Annotated in this window: 12 protein-coding genes and 3 rRNA genes; 13 read left to right on the top strand and 2 right to left on the bottom strand. The window is 63.5% G+C overall.

Translation table 11 applies throughout. From position 1 onward, the window contains the following. Positions 1-271 precede the first annotated feature (271 nt). The 12 genes from AC3ANU_RS14995 (at position 272) to xerD (ending at position 16520) form a co-directional block, all read left to right on the top strand. Positions 272-1794, top strand: a 16S ribosomal RNA gene (locus AC3ANU_RS14995). A 540-nt stretch (positions 1795-2334) separates the two neighbouring features. Next, positions 2335-5464: ribosomal RNA gene (locus AC3ANU_RS14990) — 23S ribosomal RNA — on the top strand. Positions 5465-5635: 171 nt separating this feature from the next. Beyond that, positions 5636-5752, top strand: a 5S ribosomal RNA gene (gene rrf, locus AC3ANU_RS14985). Together the 16S, 23S and 5S rRNA genes form the textbook arrangement of a ribosomal RNA operon. Positions 5753-6173: 421 nt before the next feature. Then, complete coding sequence (locus AC3ANU_RS14980; protein ID WP_223994695.1) at positions 6174-8072, top strand: hypothetical protein; 1899 nt, start codon at positions 6174-6176, stop codon at positions 8070-8072. 5 nt (positions 8073-8077) lie between these two features. Continuing rightward, positions 8078-9067 (top strand): HAD-IIA family hydrolase, encoded by a 990-nt coding sequence (locus tag AC3ANU_RS14975; RefSeq protein ID WP_056389678.1) that lies wholly within the window; start codon positions 8078-8080, stop codon positions 9065-9067. A gap of 9 nt (positions 9068-9076) precedes the next feature. Beyond that, positions 9077-9388 (top strand): hypothetical protein, encoded by a 312-nt coding sequence (locus AC3ANU_RS14970; protein WP_478222034.1) that lies wholly within the window; start codon positions 9077-9079, stop codon positions 9386-9388. Next, positions 9388-10203 (top strand): TlyA family RNA methyltransferase, encoded by an 816-nt coding sequence (locus tag AC3ANU_RS14965; RefSeq protein WP_478222033.1) that lies wholly within the window; start codon positions 9388-9390, stop codon positions 10201-10203. Before AC3ANU_RS14970 ends, AC3ANU_RS14965 begins: the two co-directional genes overlap by 1 nt. 13 nt (positions 10204-10216) lie before the next feature. Then, entirely contained in the window at positions 10217-11242 is a 1026-nt protein-coding gene (locus AC3ANU_RS14960) for an NAD kinase (RefSeq protein WP_018772005.1), read from the top strand. A gap of 4 nt (positions 11243-11246) precedes the next feature. Beyond that, positions 11247-12986, top strand: a complete 1740-nt coding sequence (gene recN / locus AC3ANU_RS14955) for a DNA repair protein RecN (RefSeq protein ID WP_478222032.1) — start codon at positions 11247-11249, stop codon at positions 12984-12986. A gap of 28 nt (positions 12987-13014) precedes the next feature. Then, positions 13015-14820 carry a CTP synthase gene (pyrG, locus tag AC3ANU_RS14950; protein ID WP_488315979.1) on the top strand — a complete coding sequence of 602 codons (1806 nt, stop codon included), beginning with the start codon at positions 13015-13017 and terminating at the stop codon, positions 14818-14820. 27 nt (positions 14821-14847) lie between these two features. Continuing rightward, positions 14848-15507: an NUDIX domain-containing protein gene (locus AC3ANU_RS14945; RefSeq protein WP_488314796.1), complete on the top strand. Its 660-nt coding sequence runs from the start codon at positions 14848-14850 to the stop codon at positions 15505-15507. Further along, positions 15507-16520, top strand: coding sequence for a site-specific tyrosine recombinase XerD (xerD, locus tag AC3ANU_RS14940; RefSeq protein ID WP_056389686.1), 1014 nt, complete (start codon positions 15507-15509; stop codon positions 16518-16520). Before AC3ANU_RS14945 ends, xerD begins: the two co-directional genes overlap by 1 nt. A gap of 47 nt (positions 16521-16567) precedes the next feature. On the opposite strand, the gene AC3ANU_RS14935 is transcribed toward xerD, so the two are convergent. Then, positions 16568-17257, bottom strand: a complete 690-nt coding sequence (locus AC3ANU_RS14935) for a hypothetical protein (protein WP_488314795.1) — start codon at positions 17255-17257, stop codon at positions 16568-16570. Positions 17258-17332: 75 nt separating this feature from the next. Here AC3ANU_RS14935 and AC3ANU_RS14930 point away from each other — a divergent pair, with 75 nt between their 5' ends. After that, on the top strand, positions 17333-17815 hold the full coding sequence (locus AC3ANU_RS14930) for an 8-oxo-dGTP diphosphatase (RefSeq protein ID WP_144599563.1): 483 nt from the start codon (positions 17333-17335) through the stop codon (positions 17813-17815). Between the two features lie 72 nt (positions 17816-17887). Here the strand turns inward: AC3ANU_RS14930 and AC3ANU_RS14925 are convergent, their stop codons facing one another. After that, entirely contained in the window at positions 17888-19027 is a 1140-nt protein-coding gene (locus tag AC3ANU_RS14925; protein WP_018772012.1) for a bifunctional 2-methylcitrate synthase/citrate synthase, read from the bottom strand. Positions 19028-19052: the final 25 nt, after the last annotated feature.

Here is a 19052-nt window from a genome sequence, read left to right as displayed (position 1 = left end):
GAATATGAATGAAATAAGATGGAAACATCGCAGCGAAGAAATACGGAAAAGAAATTCTTTCGAATTGTTTCCGGGAATATTCGAATGTGTCTGTTGTTTGAGAACTCAATAGTGTGCCAAGTTTGTTGATACCGATTATGTATGTAATTGGTTGATTGTGCTGTGCCGCCACCCCGTGGTGTGCATGGTGTTTTTAGCTGGTTTCAAATTTTGTGCAGCTGTTTCTGCCGTTATTTCCGGTGGTTGTGGTTGTGTCTGTTTTTGTTTTACTTCAACGGAGAGTTTGATCCTGGCTCAGGATGAACGCTGGCGGCGTGCTTAACACATGCAAGTCGAACGATGATGCCAGCTTGCTGGTGGATTAGTGGCGAACGGGTGAGTAACACGTGAGTAACCTGCCCTTGACTCTGGGATAAGCCTGGGAAACTGGGTCTAATACCGGATATGACCTTCCATCGCATGGTGGTTGGTGGAAAGCTTTTGTGGTTTTGGATGGACTCGCGGCCTATCAGCTTGTTGGTGGGGTAATGGCCTACCAAGGCGACGACGGGTAGCCGGCCTGAGAGGGTGACCGGCCACACTGGGACTGAGACACGGCCCAGACTCCTACGGGAGGCAGCAGTGGGGAATATTGCACAATGGGCGAAAGCCTGATGCAGCGACGCCGCGTGAGGGATGACGGCCTTCGGGTTGTAAACCTCTTTCAGTAGGGAAGAAGCGTAAGTGACGGTACCTGCAGAAGAAGCGCCGGCTAACTACGTGCCAGCAGCCGCGGTAATACGTAGGGCGCAAGCGTTATCCGGAATTATTGGGCGTAAAGAGCTCGTAGGCGGTTTGTCGCGTCTGCCGTGAAAGTCCGGGGCTCAACTCCGGATCTGCGGTGGGTACGGGCAGACTAGAGTGATGTAGGGGAGACTGGAATTCCTGGTGTAGCGGTGAAATGCGCAGATATCAGGAGGAACACCGATGGCGAAGGCAGGTCTCTGGGCATTAACTGACGCTGAGGAGCGAAAGCATGGGGAGCGAACAGGATTAGATACCCTGGTAGTCCATGCCGTAAACGTTGGGCACTAGGTGTGGGGGACATTCCACGTTTTCCGCGCCGTAGCTAACGCATTAAGTGCCCCGCCTGGGGAGTACGGCCGCAAGGCTAAAACTCAAAGGAATTGACGGGGGCCCGCACAAGCGGCGGAGCATGCGGATTAATTCGATGCAACGCGAAGAACCTTACCAAGGCTTGACATGAACCGGACCGCTGCAGAAATGTGGTTTCCCCTTTGGGGCTGGTTTACAGGTGGTGCATGGTTGTCGTCAGCTCGTGTCGTGAGATGTTGGGTTAAGTCCCGCAACGAGCGCAACCCTCGTTCTATGTTGCCAGCACGTGATGGTGGGGACTCATAGGAGACTGCCGGGGTCAACTCGGAGGAAGGTGGGGACGACGTCAAATCATCATGCCCCTTATGTCTTGGGCTTCACGCATGCTACAATGGCCGGTACAAAGGGTTGCGATACTGTGAGGTGGAGCTAATCCCAAAAAGCCGGTCTCAGTTCGGATTGGGGTCTGCAACTCGACCCCATGAAGTCGGAGTCGCTAGTAATCGCAGATCAGCAACGCTGCGGTGAATACGTTCCCGGGCCTTGTACACACCGCCCGTCAAGTCACGAAAGTTGGTAACACCCGAAGCCGGTGGCCTAACCCCTTGTGGGAGGGAGCTGTCGAAGGTGGGACTGGCGATTGGGACTAAGTCGTAACAAGGTAGCCGTACCGGAAGGTGCGGCTGGATCACCTCCTTTCTAAGGAGCACCTCCAACTCTTCTGTGCTGGTGAATGCCGGTGTGGGGGGTTGTCAGGAAGCAAGCCCGCAGCATGGACGATTGTTCCGTGGCGGGTGCTCATGGGTGGAATATCAACAAATAGGTGCCTGGTGGCACGGACCGGTGTGGTTAGTACGAATGTTTTGTTCTTCTCTTCGGGGGAGGGCGGGTGTTCTGGAACGCGGCTGGTTTGGGTTGCTGGGTAGTGTTTGGCACACTGTTGGGTCCTGAGGCAACAGGGCCGGGGAGGGGTTGCTGCGGCTTTGGTCGTGGTGGTTCCTTGTCGGGTTTGTTTGTTTCTGGTTTCCCTGCCGTGACGTTCCGTGCGCCTGTTGTGGGTGTGTGGGGTGTGTGGTGTGGGGTTGTTGTTTGAGAACTACATAGTGGACGCGAGCATCTTGTATAAGAAGCAATTTCCAAGATTAATGAACCTGGATCTGGCTGCGCTGTTGATGCCCTTTGGGTGTTGGGGTGTGGTTGGTTTCTGTGGTTCTCTCGAGAAATGTTTTTGATCTTTGTGGTCAAGTTTTTAAGAGCACACGGTGGATGCCTTGGCATTAGGAGCCGAAGAAGGACGTAGGAATCTGCGATAAGCCTGGGGGAGTCGATAACCGGACTGTGATCCCAGGGTGTCCGAATGGGGAAACCCCGCCGAGCGCGCGAGTGACTCGGTGACCCGTACCTGAACACATAGGGTGCGTGGGGGGAACGCGGGGAAGTGAAACATCTCAGTACCCGCAGGAAGAGAAAACAATAGTGATTCCGTTAGTAGTGGCGAGCGAACGCGGATCAGGCTAAACCGTTCCATGTGTGATAGCCGGCGGGCGTTGCATGGTCGGGGTTGTGGGACTTTCCATACCAGTTCTGCCGGGCTGGTGGGGTGTGATGTGCGCGCATAGGTGAACGGTTTTGAAAGGCCGGCCAGAGAGGGTGTTAGTCCCGTAACCGTAATGTGTTTGTACCGCCTGTGAGAGTATCCCAAGTAGTACGGGGCCCGAGAAATCCCGTGCGAATCTGTCAGGACCACCTGATAAGCCTAAATACTCCCTAATGACCGATAGCGGACCAGTACCGTGAGGGAAAGGTGAAAAGTACCCCGGGAGGGGAGTGAAACAGTACCTGAAACCGTGTGCTTACAATCCGTCGGAGCCAGTCTGATTCTGGTGACGGCGTGCCTTTTGAAGAATGAGCCTGCGAGTTAGTGTTACGTCGCGAGGTTAACCCGTGTGGGGCAGCCGTAGCGAAAGCGAGTCTGAATAGGGCGTGTGAGTGGCGTGATCTAGACCCGAAGCGAAGTGATCTACCCATGGCCAGGTTGAAGCGACGGTAAGACGTCGTGGAGGACCGAACCCACTTCAGTTGAAAATGGAGGGGATGAGCTGTGGGTAGGGGTGAAAGGCCAATCAAACTTCGTGATAGCTGGTTCTCCCCGAAATGCATTTAGGTGCAGCGTTGCGTGTTTCTTGCTGGAGGTAGAGCTACTGGATGGCTAATGGGCCCTACAAGGTTACTGACGTCAGCCAAACTCCGAATGCCGGTAAGTGAGAGCGCAGCAGTGAGACTGTGGGGGATAAGCTTCATAGTCGAGAGGGAAACAGCCCAGACCACCAACTAAGGCCCCTAAGCGTGTGCTAAGTGGGAAAGGATGTGGAGTTGCCCAGACAACCAGGAGGTTGGCTTAGAAGCAGCCACCCTTAAAAGAGTGCGTAATAGCTCACTGGTCAAGTGATTCCGCGCCGACAATGTAGCGGGGCTCAAGTACACCGCCGAAGTTGTGGCATTCACATTTTAGCTAAGCCCTTGTGGTTCAGGCGTGTGGATGGGTAGGGGAGCGTCGTGTGGGCGGTGAAGTCGCGGTGTAAACCAGCGGTGGAGCCTACACGAGTGAGAATGCAGGCATGAGTAGCGAAAGACGGGTGAGAAACCCGTCCGCCGAATGATCAAGGGTTCCAGGGTCAAGCTAATCTGCCCTGGGTAAGTCGGGACCTAAGGCGAGGCCGACAGGCGTAGTCGATGGACAACGGGTTGATATTCCCGTACCGGCGAAAAACCGCCCATGCTGAGCGGGGGATACTAACTGCCCGAAGCCTGCCCGAGCGCCCTTGTGGTGTGAGGGTTTTGGTGGAGCGCAGGACCTGATCCCGGGAGGCAAGCGTATTAACAGGTGTGACGCAGGAAGGTAGCCGAGCCGGGCGATGGTTGTCCCGGTCTAAGGATGTAGGGCGAGTGGTAGGCAAATCCGCCACTCATGGTGCCTGAGATCTGATGGGACCCCCGTTTGGGGGGATTTGGTGATCCTATGCTGCCGAGAAAAGCATCGACGCGAGGTTTTAGCCGCCCGTACCCCAAACCGACACAGGTGATCAGGTAGAGAATACCAAGGCGATCGAGAGAATTATGGTTAAGGAACTCGGCAAAATGCCCCCGTAACTTCGGGAGAAGGGGGGCCCCAACCTTGATACACCCTTTGCGGTGTGGAGGGGATCGGGGCCGCAGAGACCAGGGGGAAGCGACTGTTTACTAAAAACACAGGTCCGTGCGAAGTCGCAAGACGATGTATACGGACTGACTCCTGCCCGGTGCTGGAAGGTTAAGAGGACCGGTTAGCCGCAAGGCGAAGCTGAGAATTTAAGCCCCAGTAAACGGCGGTGGTAACTATAACCATCCTAAGGTAGCGAAATTCCTTGTCGGGTAAGTTCCGACCTGCACGAATGGAGTAACGACTTCCCCGCTGTCTCAACCATAAACTCGGCGAAATTGCAGTACGAGTAAAGATGCTCGTTACGCGCAGCAGGACGGAAAGACCCCGAGACCTTTACTATAGTTTGGTATTGGTGTTCGGAGTGGCTTGTGTAGGATAGGTGGGAGACGTTGAAGCCCGGACGCCAGTTCGGGTGGAGTCATCGTTGAAATACCACTCTGGTCACTTTGGACATCTAACTTCGGCCCGTAATCCGGGTCAGGGACAGTGCCTGATGGGTAGTTTAACTGGGGCGGTTGCCTCCTAAAAAGTAACGGAGGCGCCCAAAGGTTCCCTCAGCCTGGTTGGCAATCAGGTGTCGAGTGTAAGTGCACAAGGGAGCTTGACTGTGAGAGAGACATCTCGAGCAGGGACGAAAGTCGGGACTAGTGATCCGGCGGTACATTGTGGAATGGCCGTCGCTCAACGGATAAAAGGTACCTCGGGGATAACAGGCTGATCTTGCCCAAGAGTCCATATCGACGGCATGGTTTGGCACCTCGATGTCGGCTCGTCGCATCCTGGGGCTGGAGTAGGTCCCAAGGGTTGGGCTGTTCGCCCATTAAAGCGGTACGCGAGCTGGGTTTAGAACGTCGTGAGACAGTTCGGTCCCTATCCGCTGCGCGCGCAGGAAATTTGAGAAGGGCTGTCCTTAGTACGAGAGGACCGGGACGGACGAACCTCTGGTGTGTCAGTTGTACTGCCAAGTGCACCGCTGATTAGCTACGTTCGGATGGGATAACCGCTGAAAGCATCTAAGCGGGAAGCTCGCTTCGAGATGAGATTTCCATACACCCTCGGGTGTGAGAGGCCCCCAGCCAGACCACTGGGTTGATAGGCCGGATGTGGAAGCGAGGACTAACGACTCGTGAAGCTGACCGGTACTAATAGGCCAACAACTTACACCACACAGATACATACAAACTCTGCTTGCGTCCACTATGTGGTTCCCAACCAACAACCCCCAACACACGGGTTGTCACGGCACGGAACCAACACAACTGAATAACAACACCACAATGTTGTAACCACCAGACTTCCCACCCCCGAACAAAACACCGGGCGGGCGGGTACAAGGGTTACGGCGGTCATAGCGTGGGGGAAACGCCCGGTCCCATTCCGAACCCGGAAGCTAAGACCCACAGCGCCGATGGTACTGCACCCGGGAGGGTGTGGGAGAGTAGGTCACCGCCGGACACACATTGGTCGAGGCCCCAACCACCAGGTTGGGGCCTCCCACATTTAACCCACCAACACCACAACACGATCCCGCACCTGGGCCCCGTGACGCGCCATCAGCTTTCGTCCCCTCACCGGTGACGCGACACCAGGTCCCGCGCCACGGCAGAAGACTTTCACGAAGTGATGAGGCGTGGCCGGCGAACGGGCAGGATGTGATGGCGCATCCCGCGGAAACGGGCAGGATGTGATGGGGCGTCGCCTGTGAAGATGGCCACGATACCGCTCCCAAGGGGCCCGCTGTCCCTTGGGATTTCGCGGCTCCACTAGAATTGATGAAGATGTACGGACTTCGAAGCGCTTGATTTCGGGTTGCGTAGGAAACGAAACGAGCGGCTGCAGTTGCGCCAGTGGTCGGCTCACAACAGGAGGAATCCATATGGCCGAGCACAACGGGGGCAACCGCGGCAACGACCGCGGCGCGTTCCGCGGCAACAACAACTCCGGCGGGGATCCCCGCGGATTCCGGTCCCGCTCGGACCGCGACGGCAACAGCCCCTCCCGCGGCGGTTCCGGGGCCGGCGGTGAGCGGAAGCCTTTCGGTGATCGTGATCGTAAGCCGTTTGGTGACCGTCCCCGCCGCGACGGCGAGGGTGACCGTCGTGGTTTCACCGGTGGTACTGGTGGCGGTGAGCGGAAGCCTTTCGGTGATCGTGATCGTAAGCCGTTTGGTGACCGTCCGCGCCGTGACGGTGAGGGTGACCGCGACCGGAAGCCTTTCGGTGATCGTGATCGTAAGCCGTTTGGTGATCGTGATCGTAAGCCGTTTGGCGACCGTCCGCGCCGTGACGGTGAGGGTGACCGCGACCGGAAGCCTTTCGGCGACCGTGATCGTAAGCCGTTTGGTGACCGTCCCCGCCGCGACGGCGAGGGTGACCGTCGTGGTTTCACCGGTGGTACTGGTGGCGGTGAGCGTAAGCCTTTCGGTGATCGTGAGCGTAAGCCCTTCGGCGACCGTGATCGTAAGCCCTTTGGTGACCGTCCGCGCCGTGACGGTGAGGGCGACCGCCGCAGCTTTGGCGGTGGTGACCGTGACCGGAAGCCTTTCGGTGACCGTCCGCGCCGCGAAGGCGAAGGCGACCGCCGCGGCTTCGGTGGCGAGAACCGCAAGCCGTTTGGTGACAGGCAGGATCGCGCACCGCGCAGCTTCGACCGCGGCGACTCCCGGGCCGAATCAGGTCGTGGCGGCTCCGGCCCCCGCGGCTTTGGCCGCGACCGCCAGGAGGAGCGCCCTGTCCGCGTGCCCAACGCCGCAGACCTTCGCAGCGCCAACCGCCCTGACCGGGAACGCTCACCCGAGATCGATGAGGACGTCACGGGCAAGGAACTGGACCGAGCCACGCACCACCAGATCAAGACCCTTGAGCCCAAGAGCGCAGAGTGGGTTGCCCGTCACCTGGTGATGGCCGGCCGCCTTATCGACGACGAGCCCGAGCTTGCCTTCCAGCACGCCCTCGCCGCCAGTCGTCGTGGCGGACGGCTCGCAGCCGTCCGCGAGGCCGTTGGCCTGACGGCCTATGCTGCCGGCCATTACGGTGAGGCACTCCGCGAGTTCCGCACCTTCCGCCGGATCAGTGGTTCCAACGTGCACCTCCCCGTGATGGCCGACTGCGAGCGTGGCCTGGGGCGCCCCGACCGTGCCCTCGATGTTGCCCGCTCGGAGGAAGCCCGGGACCTTGACGCGCCCGGCAAGGTGGAACTGGCAATCGTGGCAGCCGGTGCACGGACCGATCTGGGCCAGCTGGACGCGGCAGTAGCGGAACTGGAGATTCCGCAGCTGGACATCAACCGTGCCTTCTCCTACAGTCCGCGACTCTTCCGTGCCTACGCCGATGCACTTGCAGCGGTGGGACGCCAGGAAGAGTCGGAAAAGTGGAACCGCCAGGCGGTCGTGGCAGAAAACGCGCTGGGCCAGGGTGCGGACCAGGAACCCGAAATCATCGACCTCGGCTGGGACGAGGAAGAAGAGGCACGGGAAGAGGCTGAGCGACGCCGGCTGCTGGAGCGTGCCTCCGGCGCCGCCGAAACCGAAGCTCCCGCTGAAACCCCCACCGCCGGTGACGCAGACGCCGAAGCTGAAAGCACCCGCGCTACCGAAGCGGAAGCAGCCCAGGACAGCAACCTGGACGACCAGGACGCCGACTACTTCGTCTCCGACGACGCCGAATCGGACCAGGACTCGGTGGAACGGGACGAGCTGGATTCCGAAGCTGCCGGTGATGCCGAAGCGGAGGACAGCGGTGCCACCCAGCATGATGAAGAACGCCGGGAAGACTGACAAGCATGAGTGACGTTTCACTGGTTTCCCGCTTCGACGCACTGCTCGCCGACCTGGACGGCGTGGTCTATGCCGGGCCCCACGCCATTCCCGGAGCTGTGGATTCACTGCAGCAGCTCTCCGGCCTGGGTATCGGCCTGGGCTATGTGACGAACAACGCCTCCCGCTCCCCGGCGGAGGTGGCAGCGCATCTCCGTGAGCTTGGTGCCCCCGCCGAGGACAACCAGGTGGTCAGTTCCTCGCAGGCGGCAGCCGAGCTCCTGGCCTCGCTGCTTCCACCAGGGTCCAGGATCCTCATCACGGGCAGCACGGCGCTTGCCCGCGAAATTGAACTGGTGGGCCTGGTGCCGGTGGGCAGCCAGGCGGAGGAACCGGTCGCGGTCGTCCAGGGTTTCAGCCCAACCATCGGCTGGAAGGACCTGGCAGAGGCCACCTACGTGGTGTCCGCCGGGGCGCTTTGGGTGGCCACCAACACGGACATGTCCATTCCCCAGGCGCGTGGCATCGCCCCGGGAAATGGCACCTTGGTTGCCGCTGTCGCTGCTGCCACGGGGCAGCAGCCCAAGGTTGCTGGAAAGCCCGAAGCTCCGCTGTTCCATTCGGCAGCCAAGCGCCTCGGGGCCGAGCGTCCCCTGGTGGTCGGCGACCGGCTGGACACGGACATCCTGGGCGGCAACAACGCGGGCTTTGCCACCGTTGCTGTCCTGACCGGCGTCGACACGCGCGAAACCATTCTGGCCGCGAGGTCTGCGGAACGGCCCAACTACATCATCGAAAACCTGGCCGGCCTGCACCGCCCGTACCCCGAAGTGACGCACGACGACGGCACGTATACGTGCGGCCAGTCAACCGCGCGCGTGGCCAACGGAGCCGTGGGCATCATTGGCAGCCAGGACCAGCTCGACTCCTGGCGGGCCGCATGTGCGGCCTGGTGGGCGGCGACGCCGGACGCCGCAGCCCCGAAGGCGCCCAAGCTGGTGTGGCTGGATCACTAGACTGGTTGAATGACTGAGCTGACCGAACCGGACGACGCGACAGCCCAGCCGGCCCCGGAGTGGCCGCAGCCAGGTGGGATGGACCTCACCGATCCGCAGGTTGCGCAGGCCGTAGCCAGGCTTTTCGACATGCCCGGGCTCCCTGTCCCGGACCACGGGACCGTCTACGACGACCTCCACGATGAACTGCTGGCCGCCCTCAACGCCGATCCCGCAGGCACCGATCCCGCAGACGCCGATCCCGCAAGTGCTGATCCCGCAGAGACCGCCCCCACCGGGACCGGCTCCACACTGCCCGGTCCCGCCGGGGGTGCAGCCTGATGCCGGTTCGCCTCGACCAGGCACTGGTGGCACGCGGGCTGGCGAGGTCGCGCACCCATGCCGCGACGCTCATCGCCGAAGGCAAGGTCAGCTCCGGTGGCCAGGTCCTCGCCAAGGCCTCCCTCCAGGTTGATGACAGCCGGGACCTCGCCGTCGAACACGATGACCAGGACAGCTACGCCAGCCGCGCGGGCCATAAGCTGGCCGGGGCCCTCGACGCCTTCCCCCAAGTTTCGGTGGCGGGCAAGAGGTGCCTGGACGCCGGCGCCTCCACCGGGGGCTTTACCGATGTCCTGCTTCGGCGGGGTGCCGCGCACGTGGTGGCTGTCGACGTCGGACACGGCCAGCTGGTGCCGCACCTCCGCGACGACCCCCGCGTGGACGTCCATGAAGGCATGAACGTCAGGTACATGGCTCCGGAAGACATTGGCGGCCCGGCAGCGCTGACCGTCGCCGACCTGTCCTTTATTTCCCTCACCCTCGTGGTCCAGCCACTGGCCGGCTGCACCGAACCCGGCGGCGACCTGGTGCTGATGGTCAAGCCCCAGTTCGAGATCGGCAAGGACCGCCTGGGCCGCACCGGCGTGGTCAACTCGGAGCGTGAGCGGCGGATGGCCGTGGAGAAGGTGGCCGGGGCAGCGCTCGACGCCGGCCTGGACCTTTGCGGGCTGGCGGCCAGTCCGCTGCCGGGGCAGGACGGAAACGTCGAATACTTCCTGTGGATAAAACGCAGGATCAGCAAAGACTTGCCTAAGATCGAAGAGCGAGAGGCAGCAGCCGCTGCGTTGCTCGGACAAATCTGGCCTAACCACTAGAGAGCGGAACCTGATGAGCAGGCGTGTACTGGTCCTTGCCCACACCGGCCGCGAGGAATCACTGAAAGCCGCCTGGGAAGCCTGCGCCCTGCTGCACGCCTCCGGCATGGTCCCCGTGATGCAGGAGTCCGAACTGGGGGACATGGAAAGGTTCTTTGGGCACCTGGCCCAGCCGGTGGAGGTCCTCCACGACCACGTCCAGCTGCCCGATGTGGAACTCGTCATGGTCCTTGGCGGTGACGGCACCATCCTGCGGGCCGCCGAACTGGTCCGTGAGGTGGATGTGCCGCTGCTGGGCGTCAACCTGGGCCACGTGGGCTTCCTGGCCGAAAGCGAGCGGGCGGACCTTGCCCAGACCGTGGAGTGGGTTGCCAGCCGCGAGTACACGGTTGAAGAGCGGATGACCATCGATGTCCAGGTCTGGGTCCGCGGCCAGAAGATTTGGCACACCTGGGCTTTAAACGAGGCCGCCATCGAGAAGGCCAACCGCGAACGCATGCTCGAAGTCGTGACCGAGGTGGACGAGCGCCCGCTGACGTCCTTCGGCTCAGACGGCATCGTGCTGGCCACCCCCACCGGATCCACGGCCTACGCGTTCTCGGCGGGCGGTCCGGTGGTCTGGCCGGAGGTGGAGGCCCTGGTCATTGTGCCCATCAGCGCCCATGCACTCTTCGCCAAGCCCCTGGTGGTGTCGCCCAGGTCGAAGCTTGCAGTGGAGGTGCTGGGCCGGACCGACGCCCAGGGCGTGTTGTGGTGCGACGGACGGCGCTCGGTGGACCTGCCGCCGGGAGCCCGCGTGGAAGTGACCAAGTCCGCCACTCCTGTCCGGCTGGCCCGCACCCACCAGACGCCGTTCTCCGCCCGGCTGGTCCGCAAGTTCGAGCTGCCTATCCACGGCTGGCGCGGGCCGGTACCCAAGTCCGACGCCGTGCACACCGGCCCCATCCCCATTGTGCGGACGCCGCGGCCCATGCCGCCGCTGCCCGTGCCGCATGTGGAGAACTCCGACAGCGATCCCGATCCGTCGACTGCAAAGTGAATCCATGCTTGAAGAACTGAGAATCCGCGATCTGGGCGTCATCACCGACGCAACGCTTCCGCTCGGCCCTGGACTGAGCGTCGTAACCGGCGAAACCGGCGCCGGCAAGACCATGGTGGTCACCGCCGTTGGCCTGCTGCTGGGCGCCCGTTCGGATGCCGGGGCCGTCCGCAGCGGCGCCAAGAGTGCTACCGCTGAAGCAGTCCTGAAGCTCGACGCCGGCCACCCGGCCATTGCGCGTGCCCTGGACGCCGGTGCCGAGGCGGAAGAGTTCGACGGCGGCGCAGAGCTGATCCTGGCCCGGCGCCTTGGTGCGGATGGACGCAGCCGTGCCTTCCTGGGCGGCCGTGCTGCACCTGTGGGCGTACTGGCTGAGATCGGCGAGACCCTGGTGGTGGTGCACGGACAGTCGGACCAGATCCGGCTCAAGAGCGCCACGGCGCAGCGTGAAGCCCTGGACAAGTTCGCCGGCGACAACCTGGCCGGTCCACTGGCCGCCTACCAGGAGCTGTATGGCCGGTGGAAGTCCAGCCAGGCCGAGCTGGACAACCTCCGCAGCGCCGCCCGCGACAGGCTCCGCGAAGCTGAATCCCTGGAGGCTGCCCTTGCCGAGATTGACGAGGTGGATCCGCAGCCGGGGGAGGATGAGCTCCTGAAGGCCGAGGCCGTGAAGCTTGCCAACGTGGAGGAACTGCGGATCGCCGCGAGCACCGCCCACCAGGCACTCATTGCCGAGGACTTTGGTGAAGCCGGTGACGCCACCACATTGGTGGACTCCGCCAAGCGGACCCTGGAGCACGTGTCCGAGCACGATGCGCAGCTGGGCTCCGCAGCCGCCCGGCTGGCCGAGGTGGGCTTCCTGCTTACTGACATCGCCGCCGAGCTGGCCAGCTACCAGGCCAGCCTGGACTCCGAGGGCCCGGAGCGGCTGGCCGAGATCGAGGACCGGCGCGCTGCGCTGGCCAAACTGGTCCGGAAATACGCCCCCACCATCGACGAGGTGCTGGAGTGGGCGGAGCAGGCGCGCGTCCGCTTCGACGAGCTCCAGGACGACTCGTCCCGCATCGAGGCCCTGGACGCTGAGGTGGTCCGCGCCGAGGCGGAGCTGAAGAAGCAGGCAGCGGGCATCAGCAAGATCCGCGCCAAGGCCGCAAAGGACCTGTCCGGCCGCGTCAGTGCGGAGCTCAAGGCCCTGGCCATGGCCGATGCCACGCTGGTGATCAACCTCGAGCCGACCGGTCAGCTGGGCCCGCACGGCGCGGACGACATCAGCTTCCTGCTGCGGCCGCATTCGGGCGCCCCGGCCCGGCCGCTGGGCAAGGGGGCGTCCGGCGGTGAGCTGTCCCGCGTCATGCTGGCCATCGAAGTGGTGCTTGCCGCCGTCGATCCCGTCCCCACCTTCGTCTTCGACGAGGTGGACGCCGGCGTGGGCGGCCGCGCCGCCGTCGAGATCGGCCGCCGCCTGGCCATGCTGGCACGCCACGTGCAGGTGCTGGTGGTCACGCACCTGCCGCAGGTGGCAGCGTTCGCGGACCAGCACATCACCGTCACCAAGACTTCCGTCAGGGGAGCCGACGGCGGCACCGCCACCGGGTTCACCTCCAGTGACGTCCGCCTCCTCGACGGTCCGGAGCGGGTCCGTGAGCTCGCCCGGATGCTGGCCGGCCAGGAAGACTCCGAAACCGCGCAGGCCCACGCCCAGGAACTGCTGGATGACGCCAAGCTCCTGCCCCAGCGGGCCTGACAGGGACAACCACGGGACGGACGAATTGATGATAGGCTCGAATTCCGTGGTGCAGCGATCAAATTCCCGTGTAAATTCCCGGTTCCCGGGCTCCTCCAAGACGACGAAGCACATCTTTGTCACCGGCGGTGTGGCGTCCTCGCTTGGTAAGGGACTGACGGCGTCCAGCCTTGGTCACCTGCTCCGGGCACGCGGCCTGTCCGTGACAATGCAGAAGCTCGATCCCTACCTGAACGTGGATCCGGGCACAATGAACCCCTTCCAGCACGGCGAGGTCTTCGTCACAGACGACGGCGCCGAAACGGACCTGGACATCGGGCACTACGAGCGCTTCCTTGATGAAAACCTCGAGGGGTCCGCGAACGTCACCACCGGCCAGGTGTACTCCACGGTGATTGCCAAGGAACGCCGCGGCGAGTACCTGGGGGACACCGTCCAGGTCATCCCGCACATCACGGATGAGATCAAGCGCCGCATGCGTTTGCCCGCCGAGGGCAAGAACGCCCCGGACGTCATCATCACCGAAATCGGCGGCACCGTTGGCGACATCGAATCCCAGCCGTTCCTCGAATCCGCCCGCCAGGTCCGCCAGGACATCGGCCGCGGAAACGTGTTCTTCCTGCACGTCTCCCTGGTGCCGTACATTGGCCCCTCGCAGGAGCTGAAGACCAAGCCCACCCAGCACTCCGTGGCCGCGCTGCGGTCCATCGGCATCCAGCCCGAGGCGATCGTGATCCGTTCGGACCGTGAAGTGCCGGAGGCCATGCGGGAGAAGATCGGCCGCATGTGCGACGTCGATATCGACGCCGTGGTGAACGCCGCGGACGCCCCCAGCATCTACGACATCCCCAAGACCCTGCACGGACAGGGCCTTGACTCCTACATCGTCCGGGCCCTTGACCTGCCCTTCAAGGACGTTGACTGGACCAGCTGGGACAAGCTGCTTGAAGCCGTCCACAACCCCAAGCACCACGTCGAGATTGCCTTGGTGGGCAAGTACATCGACCTGCCTGACGCCTACCTCTCGGTCACCGAAGCGCTGCGTGCCGGCGGCTTCGCCAACGAGGCCAAGGTCAAGATCCGCTGGGTCCCGTCGGACGAATGCGAGACCCGCGAAGGCGCCGTCAAGGCCCTCGACGGCGTGGACGCCATCTGCGTTCCCGGCGGCTTCGGCATCCGTGGACTCGAAGGCAAGCTCGGCGCCCTGAAGTTTGCCCGCGAAACCAAGCTGCCCGTGCTGGGCCTGTGCCTCGGCCTGCAGTGCATGGTGATCGAGTACGCCCGCAACGTGGTGGGCCTGGAGGGTGCCTCCTCCAGCGAATTCGAGCCGGACTCCAAGTACCCGGTGATCGCCACCATGGAGGAGCAGCTGGAGTACGTGGAAGGCCGCGGCGACCTGGGCGGCACCATGCGCCTTGGACTGTACGAAGCCAAACTGGATGAAGGCTCGGTCATCGCCGGAACCTACGGCAAGACCACCGTGAGCGAACGCCACCGGCACCGCTACGAGGTGAACAACAAGTACCGCCAGCAGATTGCGGACAAGGGCCTGGTCTTCTCCGGCACTTCCCCGGACGGCAAGCTGGTGGAATTCGTTGAGCTGCCCGCCGACGTGCACCCGTACTACGTGGCCACGCAGGCCCATCCCGAGCTGAGCTCGCGGCCCACCCGCCCGCACCCGCTGTTCGCCGGCCTGGTCAAGGCTGCACTTGACCACCAGAACGTAGGCCACCGGAACGCGGGCGGCCAGGGTGCAGGCCAGGAGGGCGTTGCCGACACGGCTGTGCCCCCGGCCGGCGAACATGCGGCATCGGGTACCGTTACCGCTAAGTAGTCGATAGAACACACAAAGGACGGCGCGATGCCTGGTACACCTGAAGCCACCCCTGCCAAACAGGTTTCGGATGCACCAAGCCCGCGCCGTCTTTTGTCAACGGAGAAGGTCTACCAGGGCAGGATCTGGGATGTAGTCAGCGACACCTTCCAGCTCTCGGACGCCGGGGACGCCCTCACCCGCGATTACATCGACCATCCCGGCGCCGTAGCCGTCCTGCCCATGAACGCCGAGGGCCAGGTCCTGCTGTTGAAGCAGTACCGGCACCCCGTGGGCATGGACCTCTGGGAGGTTCCGGCGGGCCTGCTGGATGTTGAAGGCGAAGACTTCGTAGTGGGGGCGGCGCGCGAACTGGCCGAGGAAGCGGACCTTGCTGCCGGGACCTGGAACGTCCTGGCGGATGTCTTCAATTCCCCGGGATCCTCCAGCGAGGCCATCCGTATCTACCTGGCCCGTGACCTCACCGAAGTGCCGCACCACGAACGCCACGAACGGACGGACGAGGAAGCGGAGATCGAGTTCCACTGGATCGGCCTGGATGATGCCGTGGCGTCCGTCCTGGCCGGACGCCTGCACAACCCGTCCGCCGTCGTCGGGATCCTGGCTGCCGCTGCCGCCCGCGCCAATGACTATGAAGGCCTCCGCCCCGCCGACGCCCCCTGGCCCGCCCACCCCAGCCAGCGCTGATGGCGCCTCCTTCGGCTGAAGCAGCGCCGGCGGTCGAACCGGGCCCGGCGGAGGCTGCCGCTGCCCCGGCACCTGTACCTTCCGCCATCGACCGTGCAATTACCGACTACCTCCAGCACATGGGTGTGGAACGGGGACTGGCAGCGAATACCTTGGCGGCCTACCGCCGGGACCTGGCCCGCTACGCCCGGTATGTTGCCGCCGCCGGCTGCGGCCGGCCGGAGGACATCACCCGGCACCACGTCACGGGTTACGTCCGCGCCCTGTCGGACGGTTCCGATGGCGGTTCCACCCTGGGGGTCCGGTCCGCGGCCCGGACGGTGGTGGCGGTCCGTGGCCTGCACAAGTTCTGGGCCCTCGAAGGTTATACGCCGGCCGATCCAGCCCGCGACGTCCACCCACCCATGGCAGGTAAACGGCTGCCCAAGGCCATCAGCGTTGACGAAGTGACCCGCATCCTGGAGGCGGCAGGAACGGACACTGCCGCCGGACTGCGGGACCGCGCCCTGCTTGAATTCCTCTACTCCACGGGAGCCAGGATCAGCGAAGCGGTGGGACTGGACGTTGATGACATCTCCCTTGCCGGGCCGGAATCCGGGCCTGCCATTGTCCGGCTGTTCGGCAAGGGGTCGAAGGAGCGGCTGGTGCCGCTGGGCTCCTACGGGGCCCGGGCGCTGGACGCCTACCTGGTCCGCGGCCGGCCGCTGCTTGCTGCCAAGGGCAAGGGCACGCCTGCGCTGTTCCTGAATGCCCGCGGCGGCCGGATCAGCCGGCAGAGCGCCTGGACCATCCTCAAGGCGGCGGCGGAGAAGGCCAACATCACCCGGGACGTCTCACCGCACACGCTGCGGCATTCCTTCGCCACCCACCTGCTCGAAGGCGGCGCGGACGTCAGGGTGGTGCAGGAACTTTTGGGCCACGCATCGGTGACCACAACCCAGGTGTACACGCTGGTCACGGCTGATACGCTCCGGGAAATCTACGCGGCCGCTCATCCCCGCGCGCTGGGCTGACGTTCCGCCAGGCAGGGCACGTCCGGCCGCCAGGGTCGCGCGGACAGCTAGAACATGGCCTCGATGGTCAGTTCCACGGGCCCCAGCAGGAAAGCCAGCACAGAAGTTCCCATGCAGGCGACCAACATCAGTCCGGGATGTGCCAGGCCGATCACCACCCGGCGCAGCCGTGGCCGGCCGCGGAGGAAGGATTTCGGTACGCGGGAGAGCGTGGGCACCTGCCGCCAGCCGCGAAGCCGCCGAAGGAACCAGGCGCACCGGGCGACAAACGCCAACCACAGGACGGCTACCACCAGCGGCACCAGGGCCGCCATCAGGGTGAAGCCCAGAGCCGTCACCTCGCGCTCTGAGTCTCCCGCCACCGCTTGGACAGTGGTTGAGATCGACGCACTGAACACCACCGAGATGGCCCAGACCATGAAGGCCGCAACAAGTGCCAGGAACCGCACGAAGAACAGGCCCAAAACCGACTCCCGGGCGGCTTTCACCTGCTGCCGGGGAGTCACGTGGAGAACGGCCAGGGTGCTGAGCAGCGTGGGCAGGGCCGCTGCTGCCACCAGCAGGTACCACGTCCAACCAGCCAGGTTCACGAACTCATCTGCAAGGATGAGCGCCGTCCAGACACAGGCCCAGGCCCAGCCCCAATACAATGGGTTGCGCACCAGCCACTCCGGCAGGCGGGTGTCAATGGCCGAAATCCTGGCGGCCCGTATTCCGTGTCCTGTTTCGGGAGTCACACCTAGAGCTTGGCATATCCGGCGTCCCTTGGCGCTTCCCCGATGACAACTCCCGGACCCCATAGGCTTGAAGGCATGACCACAGCCGCTGTGACCCTTTGCTTCCTGCTCCGTGACGGGCCGGGCGGCCCCGAGGTACTCCTCGGGCTGAAACAGACCGGGTTCGGCAGGGGCAAGATCGTGGGCATCGGCGGCCACGTGGAACCGGGGGAGTCGGACGCGCAGGCCGTCATCAGGGAGGTCCTGGAAGAGACCGGTGTGGTGCTGCGGGTTGAGGACCTGGCGGACGCCGGATCGGTCCACTTCGTCTTTCCGGCCCGCCCGGAATGGAATATGCGGACCACCCTCTTCACCGCCCGGACCTGGCAGGGCGAGCCGGCACCCAGCGACGAGATCCTGCCTGAATGGTTCCGGGTGGATACGCTGCCCGTGGACCGCATGTGGCAGGACGCCGACCACTGGCTCCCGGTGGTTCTGGAAGGCCGAAGGATCAACGTGGTGGTCACCATGCACACAGACAACGAATCAGTCGCCTCATCCGAGAGCCTGCTGGACTGAGCAGGCAATTAACGGCCGACGGCGGCCCGGGCATCTGGGTGCCGGGCCGCCGTCGGACGTTCCTGCCAGGAGTCAGGGGAGGTGCCGCTCCTCCGGACCGATGTACTCGCTCAGCGGCCTGATCAGGGAGTTCGCGTCCAGTTGCTCCATGATGTGGGCGGTCCAGCCTGTGATCCGGCTGGCCACGAACAGGGGAGTGAATGTGGGCGTATCAAAGCCCATCAGGTGGTACGTGGGCCCGGCCGGGTAGTCGAGGTTCGGCTTGATGGCCTTGGCTTCGTCCATGGCCTGCTCGAGCCCGTTGTACAGCCCCAGCAGTTCCGGCCGGCCGTAGTGGGCGATCATCTTGTCCAGTGCGGCTTTCATGGTGGGGACCCGGGAGTCGCCGTGCTTGTAGACACGGTGGCCGAAGCCCATCACCTTCTTCTTCTGCGCCAGGGCGTCTTCCATCCATGCCTTGGCCCGGGCCGCTGCTTCCTCCAGGGACTCCTCCTGCCGGATGCCGATCTCGTCGAAGGTGTGCATGACCGCTTCGTTGGCGCCGCCGTGCAGCGGACCCTTGAGGGCGCCGATGGCACCGGTCACGGCTGAATGCAGGTCCGAGAGCGTCGAGGTGATCACACGGGCGGTGAATGTGGAGGCGTTGAAGGAGTGCTCGGCGTAAAGAATCATCGAGACGTTGAAGGCATCCACCACCTCCGGCACCTGCTCCTCGCCGAAGGCCATCCACAGGAAGTTGGCCGAGTAGCCAAGGTCTTCGCGGGGCTCCACCACATCCTGCCCGTGGCGGCGGCGCTGGTCGTAGGCCACCACCGCGGGCATGGCGGCGAACAGGTCCACGGCCTTGGCCATGTTGGCTTCCCGGGAGGAATCCCCGGTCAGGGGATGCCGTGCCCCCATAACGGAAGCAGCAGTCCTGCAGACGTCCATCGGGTGCGAAGTGACCGGAAGGGTATCGATCACCTGCTTCACCACCGGATCGAGGGCGCGGCCGGCGCGTTCCTTCGCGCTGAACTCGGCAAGCTGGTCCTTGGTGGGCAGTTCACCGTTCCACAGCAGGTACGCCACTTCCTCGAAGCTGCACCGCGCTGCCAGTTCCTGGACAGGGTAGCCGCGGTAGAGCAGGGAGTTGGTGTCCGGATTGACCTTGGAAACGGCGGTGTAGTCCACCACCACGCCGGCAAGGCCTTTTTTGATCTCATTTTCAGCCATGCTGAAACTCCTTTGTTCCTAAAGC

It is taken from the genome of Arthrobacter sp. SDR-2R, from assembly GCF_057747955.1.
Note: the sequence above shows the minus strand (reverse complement) of the source record. Positions and strands in the feature narration are given on the sequence as shown.

Bases quoted from the DNA above. Each gene is read 5' to 3' on its own strand.
- AC3ANU_RS14960 (WP_018772005.1), top strand. From the start codon at position 10,217: ATGAGCAGGCGTGTACTGGTCCTTGCCCACACCGGCCGCGAGGAATCA.
- pyrG (WP_488315979.1), top strand. From the start codon at position 13,015: ATGATAGGCTCGAATTCCGTGGTGCAGCGATCAAATTCCCGTGTAAAT.
- AC3ANU_RS14965 (WP_478222033.1), top strand. From the start codon at position 9,388: ATGCCGGTTCGCCTCGACCAGGCACTGGTGGCACGCGGGCTGGCGAGG.
- AC3ANU_RS14945 (WP_488314796.1), top strand. From the start codon at position 14,848: ATGCCTGGTACACCTGAAGCCACCCCTGCCAAACAGGTTTCGGATGCA.
- AC3ANU_RS14930 (WP_144599563.1), top strand. From the start codon at position 17,333: ATGACCACAGCCGCTGTGACCCTTTGCTTCCTGCTCCGTGACGGGCCG.
- xerD (WP_056389686.1), top strand. From the start codon at position 15,507: ATGGCGCCTCCTTCGGCTGAAGCAGCGCCGGCGGTCGAACCGGGCCCG.
- AC3ANU_RS14975 (WP_056389678.1), top strand. From the start codon at position 8,078: ATGAGTGACGTTTCACTGGTTTCCCGCTTCGACGCACTGCTCGCCGAC.
- AC3ANU_RS14980 (WP_223994695.1), top strand. From the start codon at position 6,174: ATGGCCGAGCACAACGGGGGCAACCGCGGCAACGACCGCGGCGCGTTC.
- AC3ANU_RS14970 (WP_478222034.1), top strand. From the start codon at position 9,077: ATGACTGAGCTGACCGAACCGGACGACGCGACAGCCCAGCCGGCCCCG.
- recN (WP_478222032.1), top strand. From the start codon at position 11,247: ATGCTTGAAGAACTGAGAATCCGCGATCTGGGCGTCATCACCGACGCA.
- AC3ANU_RS14925 (WP_018772012.1), bottom strand. From the start codon at position 19,027: ATGGCTGAAAATGAGATCAAAAAAGGCCTTGCCGGCGTGGTGGTGGAC.